The 353-nt window shown below is 66.0% G+C and carries 1 pseudogene; it reads right to left on the bottom strand.

The features are described from left to right. A pseudogene (locus IF54_RS0139065) lies at positions 1-353 on the bottom strand (hypothetical protein); the annotation flags it as partial.

The following is a 353-nucleotide window of genomic DNA, read 5'->3' as shown; positions in this document are numbered from 1 at the left end:
GCCTCGTGGTCCTGGATCGACACGTTGGCGATGCCGCCCGCGGAGGTGAACGACTTCAGCCGCAGGTAGCTCTCGCCCCACTGCGTCTCCAGCATCATCTCGACCTGGCTGAGGTTGCTCCAGTTGGAGATCTGCGAGCTGAGCACCTTCAGCAGCTTGTTGGGCTTGTCGCTGCCCTGGAGCTGGAAGTCCGTGCCGAGGTCGGGGAAGCGGGCCCGGGTGGCGCGGACCCCGTTGACGTACAGCTGCCGGAAGTTCAGGCTGCCCACGGACGCCTTGTACTCGCCGTTGGTCGCCGCGGTCCATCCGGTGATCGCCTTGCCACCGGTGATGACGGGCGTCTCCCCGTTGTA

Source organism: Streptomyces sp. NRRL B-3229 (assembly GCF_000719505.1).
Taxonomy (GTDB): Bacteria; Actinomycetota; Actinomycetes; order Streptomycetales; family Streptomycetaceae; genus Streptomyces; species Streptomyces griseorubiginosus.
This window is presented reverse-complemented; position numbering and strand designations above follow the sequence as displayed.